This window comes from Halorhodospira neutriphila, assembly GCF_016584055.1.
GTDB classification, from domain to species: domain Bacteria; phylum Pseudomonadota; class Gammaproteobacteria; order Nitrococcales; family Halorhodospiraceae; genus Halorhodospira; species Halorhodospira neutriphila.
The window spans coordinates 1-7689 of sequence record NZ_NRSH01000105.1 but is presented as its reverse complement, the minus strand read 5'-3'; the positions used below and the strand labels follow the sequence as shown (position 1 = coordinate 7689).

The window sequence follows — 7689 nt, the reverse complement described above, 5'->3', positions numbered from 1 at the left end:
AGCCGGGGGAGGGCGGCCGCCCGGAGGCGTACATGCACCTCGAGGTCGACCGCTGCTCCGATCCGGCGGCGCTCGAGGCGCTGCGCGCCGAGGTGGCCGGGGCCCTCGCCGACGTGCGCGCGGTGGTCGACGACTGGGGGCCGATGCGGCAGGCCCTGCGCAGCGCCGCCGCGGAGCTGGCGCGCCGGCCGCCGCCCGGCGGGGCCGACGAGCTCGAGGAGGTCCAGGCCTTCCTCGACTGGGTGGCGCAGGGGCACTTCGTCTTCCTCGGCTACCGCTGCTACGAGCTCGTCGGCGGCGATGAGCCGCGCCTGGCGCCGTGCCCGGAGACCGCCCTCGGCCTGATGCGCACCGCGCCGAGCGGCCCCTCGGCGCGCTTCGATGCGCTGCCCCCCGCCTCGCGCCGGCTCGCCGTGGGGCCGCAGCCGCTGATCCTGACCCAGGCGAGCGCGCGCTCGCCGGTCCACCGCGACAGCTACATGGACTACATCGGGGTTAAGCGCTTCAACGAGGCGGGCGAGGTCGTCGGCGAGGAGCGCTTCCTCGGCCTCTACGCCTCCTCGGCCTACCACGGCAGCGCCCGGCGGATCCCGCTGCTGCGCCGCAAGGTCGAGGCGGTGCTCGAGCGCGCCGGCTACGCCGCGAACAGCCACGCCGGCAAGGCGCTGCTCCACACCCTCGAGACCTTCCCGCGCGACGAGCTCTTCCAGATCGGCATCGACGACCTCGAGCGGATCGCCACCGCCATCCTCCACCTCCAGGGCCGCAAGCGTGTCCGCCTGCTGGTGCGCTACGACGACTGGCAGCGCTTCGTCTCGTGCCTGGTCTTCCTCCCGCGGGAGCGCTACGACACCCGCAACCGGCGCCGCATCCGCGAGCTCCTCGAGCAGGCCCTGGGCGCGAGCCGCAGCGACTTCCGGGTCCAGCTCGGCGACACGCCCCTGGCCCGCCTGCACTTCGTGGTGCGCCTGCCCGAGCCGGGGCTGCCGGCGCTCGACGTCCCGGCGCTCGAGCAGCGCCTGCGCGAGGCCGTGCGCTCCTGGGAGGACCGGCTGCACGAGGCGCTGCTCGAGGCCTACGGCGAGGAGCGCGGCAACCGGCTCGCCGAGGGCTACGCCGAGGCCTTCTCCGCCGCCTACCGCGAGGACGTCGAGCCGCGCAGCGCCGTGGCCGATATCGCCCGGATCGAGGGGCTCGAGGCGGAGGCGGGGCTGGCCATGGCGGTCTACCGGCCCGCGGCGGCGGCGGCCGATGAGCTGCGCTTCCGGCTCCTCCACAGCGCCCGGCCGGCGACCCTCTCCGACACCCTGCCGATCCTCGAGCACATGGGCGTGCAGGTGGTCGATGAGCGCCCCTACGCGGTGGCCCCGGCGGGGCGGCCGGCGTGCTGGATCCACGACTTCGGGCTGCGCTGGGAGGGGGCGGGCCGGATCGAGCCGGAGGCGGTGGCGGAGCGCTTCGCGGCGGCCTTCGCCGCCGTCTGGCGGCGCCGGGCCGAGGACGACGGGCTCAACCGGCTGGTGCTGGCCGCCGGGCTGGCGTGGCAGGAGGTGGCCCTGGTCCGCGCCCTGGTGCGCTACCTGCGCCAGGCGGGCCTGGGCTTCTCCCAGGACTACATCGAGGAGGCCCTCGCCGCCCACCCGCGGCTCGTCGCCCTGCTGGTGGCGGCCTTCCACGGGCGCTTCGACCCGGAGCGCGGCGACGCCGAGCGGGCCGCTGAGTGCACGGCGTGCTTCCAGGAGGCCCTCGCCGAGGTGCCCAGCCTCGACGCCGACCGCATCCTGCGCCGCCTGCAGGCGGCCGTTGCGGCGACGGCGCGGACCAACTACTACGCCGCCGGCGACGGCGCGCTCGCCCTCAAGCTCCACCCGGCGGCGATCCCGGGGCTGCCGCGGCCGGTGCCGTGGGCGGAGATCTTCGTCTACGCCCCCGGCGTCGAGGGCGTGCACCTGCGCGGCGGCGAGGTCGCCCGCGGCGGGATCCGCTGGTCGGACCGCCGGGAGGACTTCCGCACCGAGGTCCTGGGGCTGATGAAGGCGCAGACGGTCAAGAACGCCGCCATCGTCCCCGTCGGGGCCAAGGGGGGCTTCGTCCTCAAGCGCCCGCCGCCCGGCGGGCCGGGCCCCGAGCAGGTGCGCGCGGCGTACCGCGCCTACATCGGGGCGCTGCTCGAGGTCACCGACAACCTGGTCGGCGGCGAGCCCCGGGCGCCGGCGCGGGTGGTCCGCCACGACGGGCCCGATCCCTACCTGGTCGTCGCCGCCGACAAGGGGACGGCGCGCCTCTCCGACCTGGCCAACGAGGTCGCCGGCGAGCGCGGCTTCTGGCTCGGCGACGCCTTCGCCTCCGGCGGCTCGAGCGGCTACGACCACAAGGGCATGGCCATCACCGCCCGCGGCGCCTGGCAGGCGGTGCAGCGCCACTTCCGCGAGCTCGGCCGGGATGTCCAGCGCGAGCCGCTCTCCGTCGTCGGCGTCGGCGACATGTCCGGCGACGTCTTCGGCAACGGCATGCTCCGCTCGCCGTGCATCCGCCTGCTCGCCGCCTTCGACCACCGCCACGTCTTCATCGACCCCGATCCCGACCCCGAGGCCGCCTACGCCGAGCGCCAGCGGCTCTTCCGGCTCGAGGGCTCGAGCTGGGACGACTACGACCGCACCGTGCTCTCGAGCGGCGGCGCGGTCTACTCCCGCGGGGCGAAGTCCGTGGCCCTCGAGCCGCCGGCCCGCCGCGCCCTCGGCATCGAGGCCGAGTCCCTCACCCCGGACGAGCTGATCCAGGCGGTGCTGCGCGCGCCGGTGGACCTGCTCTGGAACGGCGGCATCGGCACCTACGTCAAGGCCAGCAGCGAGGGGCACGCCGAGGTCGGCGACAAGGGCACCGACGCGGTCCGCGTCGACGCCGCGCAGCTGCGCTGCCGCGTCGTCGGCGAGGGCGGCAACCTGGGCCTCACCCAGCGCGCCCGGGTGGAGTACGCCGCCGGCGGCGGGCGGATCAACACCGACGCCATCGACAACGTCGGCGGCGTCGCCTGCTCCGACTACGAGGTCAACATCAAGATCCTGCTCGCCGAGGCCATCGCCGCCGGCGAGCTCGATGGGACCCGGCGCGACGCCCTGCTCGCCGAGATGCGCGAGGAGGTGGCGGGCCGGGTGCTGGAGACCTGCGCGGCGCAGACCGAGGCCTTGAGCCTCTCGGCGGCGGTGGCGGCCGAGGAGGGGGCGGAGCACGCCGAGCTGATCCGCCGCTGGGAGCGCGAGGGGACGCTCGACCGCGAGCTCGAGGGGCTGCCCGGCGACGACGCCCTCGCCGAGCGCACCGCCGCCGGCGAGGGGCTGCTGCGCCCCGAGCTGGCGGTGCTCCACGCCTACGCCAAGATCGCCGCCCAGGGGGCCTTGCTCGCCGGCGACCTGCCCGGCGAGCCCGCCATGGAGCGCTGGCTCCTGGACTACTTCCCGCGCCCGCTCGCCGGGCGCTACCCGGAGCGCATCCGCGCCCACCGCCTGCGCCGCGAGCTCATCGCCACCGCCGCGGCGAACCGGGTCGTCGACCGGATGGGCCCGGCCTTCTTCCACCGCCTCGAGCGCAAGGCCGGCGCCGGGGTCGAGCAGGCCACCCGGGCGTGGTCCTGCGCCGGCGAGCTCCTGGCGATCGACGAGCACTGGGCGGCGCTCGAGGCGCTCGACGGGCGGATCGCGGCGGCGGTGCAGACGCGGCTGCTGCTGCGCGCCCGGGCGCTCCACGAGCACGCCACGCTCTGGCTGCTGCGCAACCACGGCCCGGCGGCCGGCGCGGAGACCGGCGCCATGGCCGCCCGCCTGCGGCCGCAGATCGAGCGCCTCGCCGAGGCGCTGCCGGGGCTGCTGCCGGCGGAGGAGCGCGCCCGGGCGGCCGCGGAGCGGCAGCGGCTCGAGGGGGAGGGGGTGCCGGCGCAGCTCGCCGGGCGGGCCGCCGTGATGCCGGCGCTCTACGTCGTGCTGGATCTCCTCAAGGTCGCCGAGGCCGCCGGCGCCGAGCCGCTGGCGGTGGCGGGGTGCTACTACGGGCTCGTCGAGGCGCTGGGGCTGAGCCGGCTGCGCCGCGCCCTCGTGGCCCTGGCGCCGGGGGATGGGTGGCAGCAGCGCTTTCGCGACGGCCTGCAGGCCGACTACGATCTACAGGTGCGCGGCCTGACGGCGCAGCTGCTGCGCGTCCACGGCGCCGAGCCCGAGGCCGTCGAGCGCTTCCTCGCCGAGCGTGCCCCCGCCGTGGAGCGCCTGCGCGGCGTCCTGGCCGAGCTGGACGGGGCGCCGACGCCGAGCGCCGCCATGCTGGCGGTGGCGGTCCAGGAGCTCAAGGCGCTGGTCCAGCTCGGCGACGCGCGCCGGCCCGCCGCGAACCGATAGCCGACACCGACCCAAGGAGAGCTGATGAGCGAGACCGTGGAACTCCACTATACTGTACGGGGCGAGGGCCGGCCGGTGCTGCTGCTGCACGGGCTGTACGGCAGCGGGAACAACCTCAGCCGGCTGCAGCGCCACCTGGCGGAGCGCTACCGGGTGATCGCCCCGGATCTGCGCAATCACGGCCGCTCCCCCCACTGCCCGGACATGGACTACCGGGCGATGGCGGCGGACCTGGGCGCCCTGCTCGACCGCGAGGGGGTGGCGAGCGCCGCGGTGATCGGCCACTCCATGGGGGGCAAGGCCGCCATGACCCTGGCGCTGACCGCGCCGCAGCGCGTCGCGGCCGTGCTCGTCGCCGACATCGCCCCCGTGGCCTACGAGGAGACCCACGACCCGGTCATCTGGGCGCTGCAGGCGGTGGACGTGGCCTCGGCGGCGAGCCGCGGCGAGATCGACGCCGCCCTGGCCGAGCGGGTGCCGGAGGCGCAGCTGCGCCAGTTCCTGCTGACCAACCTGCAGCCCGCGGAGGGGGGCGGCTACCGCTGGCGCATCCCGCTGGAGACCCTCTCCGCGGCGATCCCCACGATCCGCGGCTTCCCGGAGCTGGCCGCCACCTACCCGGGGCCGGCGCTGTTCCTCTACGGCTCGCGCTCCGAGTACTTCGATGCGCAGCGCCACCGCGCGGCGGCCGAGGGGTACTTCCCGGCCGCCGAGCTCCAGGCCCTCGAGGGCGCCGGGCACTGGCTCCACGCCGAGCAGCCGCAGGCCTTCGCGGCGGCCCTCGACGCCTTCCTCGCCGCCCACTACCCGCCCGCGGGGTGAGGGCGGCCGGCGCCCTAGCAAGGGCCGCGCGCCGGTCCCTATAATGGCTATTCCAGCCTTCGATTAGAGAAATTCTATGTCGGAAGACTTCAAGGACGCCGCCCTCGACTACCACCGCCACCCGAGGCCCGGCAAGATCGAGGTGGTCCCGAGCAAGCCCCTCGCCAACCAGCGCGACCTGGCGCTGGCCTACTCGCCGGGGGTCGCCTCGGCCTGCGAGGCCATCGTCGAGGATCCCGCCGCCGCCGCCGAGGTGACGGCCCGGGGCAACCTCGTGGCGGTGATCAGCAACGGCACGGCGGTGCTCGGCCTCGGCGATATCGGCCCCCTCGCCTCGAAGCCGGTCATGGAGGGCAAGGGGGTCCTGTTCAAGAAGTTCGCCGGCATCGACGTTTTCGACATCGAGGTCAACCAGCCCGACGCCGAGCGCTTCGTCGAGATCGTCGCGGCCCTGGAGCCGACCTTCGGCGGGATCAACCTCGAGGACATCAAGGCGCCGGAGTGCTTCGAGATCGAGGAGGCGCTCAAGCGCCGGCTCAACATCCCGGTCTTCCACGACGACCAGCACGGCACGGCGATCATCACCGCCGCGGCCATCCGCAACGGCCTGCGCGTCGTCGGCAAGCGCCTCGACGAGGTCAAGCTGGTCTGCTCCGGCGCCGGGGCCGCCGCCATCGCCTGCCTCGACCTCCTCGTGGCCATGGGCATGCCCCGCGAGCACATCACCGTCACGGACAGCAAGGGCGTCGTCTACAAGGGCCGCAAGGAGTACATGGATCCGCGCAAGGAGGTGTACGCCCAGGAGACGGCGGCGCGGACCCTGCCCGAGATCATCGAGGGCACGGATATCTTCCTCGGCCTCTCGGCGCCGGGGGTGCTGAGCCCGGAGATGGTCGCGCAGATGGCCGAGCAGCCGATCATCATGGCCCTGGCCAACCCGATCCCCGAGATCCTCCCCGAGGACGCCCGCGAGGCGCGCCCCGACGCGGTGATCGCCACCGGCCGCTCCGACTACCCGAACCAGGTCAACAACGTCCTGTGCTTCCCCTTCATGTTCCGCGGCGCCCTCGACGTGGGGGCGAGCGCCATCAACGAGGCGATGAAGATCGCCGCCGTCGAGGCCATCGCCGACCTGGCCACCGAGGAGTCCTCCGAGGTGGTCGTCGCCGCCTACGGCGGCAAGCCGTGGAGCTTCGGCGCCGACTACCTCATCCCCAAGCCCTTCGACCCGCGGCTGATCACCCGGGTGGCGCCGGCGGTGGCCAAGGCGGCGATGGACAGCGGCGTGGCGGCCCGGCCCATCGAGGACTTCGACGCCTACCGGCTGCAGCTCCAGCAGCACGTCTTCCAGTCCGGGCTGGTGATGAAGCCGATCTTCGAGCGCGCCCGGGAGGAGCCCAAGCGCGTCGTCTACACCGACGGCGAGGAGGAGCGCATCCTGCGCGCCGTGCAGCTGGTCGTCGACGAGGGGCTCGCCCGGCCCATCGTCATCGGCCGGCGCCGGGTGGTGGAGGTGCGCCTGCGCCGGCTGGGCCTGCGCGCCCGGATCGGGGAGGACTTCGAGCTCGTCGACCCCGAGGACGACCCGCGCTACCGCGACTACTGGCAGGAGTACCACGCCCTGATGGCCCGCCGCGGCGTCACCCCCGGGCGGGCGCGGACGGTGGTGCGTACCCGGACGACGGTCATCGGCGCCCTGATGGTCCGCCGCGGCGACGCCGACGCCCTCGTCGGCGGCGTCGAGGGCCGCTACCACCGGCAGATGGCCCACGTCCAGGACGTCATCGGCCGGCGCCGCGGGGTGCGCAACCTCGCGGCGATGAACGTCCTGATCATGCCCAAGGGGACGTTCTTCCTCTGCGACACCTACGTCAACCACGACCCCAACCCCCACGAGATCGCCGAGATGACGCTGCTCGCCGCCGACGGCGTGCGCCGCTTCGGGACCACCCCGAAGGTGGCCCTGCTCTCCCACTCCAACTTCGGCACCTCGGGGGCGGCCTCGGCGGAGAAGATGCGCCAGGCCCTGGAGTTGATCCAGGATCGCGACCCGAGCCTCGAGGTGGAGGGCGAGATGCACGGCGATGCCGCCATCTCCGAGGAGGTCCGCCGGCGCATCTTCCCCGACGCCCAGCTTGACGGCCAGGCCAACCTGCTGATCATGCCCGGGCTGGACGCGGCGAATATCGCCTTCAACCTGCTCAAGGCGACCACCGACAGCGTCTCCGTGGGGCCGATCCTGCTCGGCACGGCGAAGCCGGCGCACATCCTGACGCCGTCGTCGACGGTCCGCGCCATCGTGAACATCTCGGCCCTCGCCGCGGTCGAGGCGCAGATGGTGGAGCCGGCAGGCCGTGAGGAGGGCCCTGAGGAGGGCTGAGGCTGAGAGGGCTGCGCTGCGGCGCCCCGGGGGCTCGGGGCCCGGCGGCGTCCTGACGAACGCGCCCCTTCGGGGTCCCCTGCGCTTCTCGCCCGAGCGGGG

The 7689-nt window shown here is 74.6% G+C and carries 3 protein-coding genes; all 3 read left to right on the top strand.

The window, feature by feature from the left end:
• Positions 1 to 32: 32 nt before the first annotated feature.
• The 3 genes from CKO13_RS09130 (at position 33) to CKO13_RS09120 (ending at position 7587) form a co-directional block, all read left to right on the top strand.
• On the top strand, positions 33 to 4385 hold the full coding sequence (locus CKO13_RS09130) for an NAD-glutamate dehydrogenase (RefSeq protein WP_242467970.1): 4353 nt from the start codon (positions 33 to 35) through the stop codon (positions 4383 to 4385).
• 24 nt (positions 4386 to 4409) lie between these two features.
• Complete coding sequence (locus CKO13_RS09125; RefSeq protein WP_200259847.1) at positions 4410 to 5207, top strand: alpha/beta fold hydrolase; 798 nt, start codon at positions 4410 to 4412, stop codon at positions 5205 to 5207.
• Positions 5208 to 5283: 76 nt separating this feature from the next.
• Positions 5284 to 7587, top strand: coding sequence for an NADP-dependent malic enzyme (locus CKO13_RS09120; protein ID WP_200259844.1), 2304 nt, complete (start codon positions 5284 to 5286; stop codon positions 7585 to 7587).
• The last annotated feature ends 102 nt before the right edge of the window (positions 7588 to 7689 follow it).

Bases quoted from the DNA above. Each gene is read 5' to 3' on its own strand.
- CKO13_RS09130 (WP_242467970.1), top strand. From the start codon at position 33: ATGCACCTCGAGGTCGACCGCTGCTCCGATCCGGCGGCGCTCGAGGCG.
- CKO13_RS09125 (WP_200259847.1), top strand. From the start codon at position 4,410: ATGAGCGAGACCGTGGAACTCCACTATACTGTACGGGGCGAGGGCCGG.
- CKO13_RS09120 (WP_200259844.1), top strand. From the start codon at position 5,284: ATGTCGGAAGACTTCAAGGACGCCGCCCTCGACTACCACCGCCACCCG.